Here is a 465-nt window from a genome sequence, read left to right on the forward strand (position 1 = left end):
ATATGCATATGATTGGACATTAAACACCAACCATAGATTTCTAATCCTTTATGCTCCTGACAATATTTGAGGTTTTTAATTAGTATTTCCTTGTATACCGGACGGGTAAACACATCAATCCACTGAACGACACTAAAGGTGACGAAGTAGGTTTTGTCTTGATCTCTGATTTTGTATTTTTCGCTCACATACCAAAAATAGGGATCTCAATGTTTAATTGTCACGGAAGGTTAACTACTAGTATGTCACGGAAGTAACTTCCGCGCCAGAGGGGTTTTTAATTAGTATTTCCTTATAAACCGGACGAGTAAAAACATCGATCCACTGAACGACACTAAAAGTCACGAAGTAGATTTTGTCTTGATCTTTGATTTTGTATTTTTCGCTCACATACCAAAAATAGGGACTCAATGTTTAATTGTCACGGAAGGTTAACTACTAGTATGTCACGGAAGTAACTTCCGC

General features: G+C 36.8%; 2 protein-coding genes. Both read right to left on the minus strand.

The genetic code is table 11. The annotated features are described in order from the left end of the window. On the minus strand, positions 1–188 hold a 188-nt coding region (locus ACXAH9_RS17165; RefSeq protein ID WP_474896081.1), incomplete at its 3' end, for a transposase. Between the two features lie 49 nt (positions 189–237). Next, complete coding sequence (locus tag ACXAH9_RS17170; RefSeq protein ID WP_474896082.1) at positions 238–390, minus strand: hypothetical protein; 153 nt, start codon at positions 388–390, stop codon at positions 238–240. Positions 391–465 lie beyond the last annotated feature (75 nt).

The sequence above is a fragment of the Ekhidna sp. ABH4_415 genome (genome assembly GCF_056161305.1).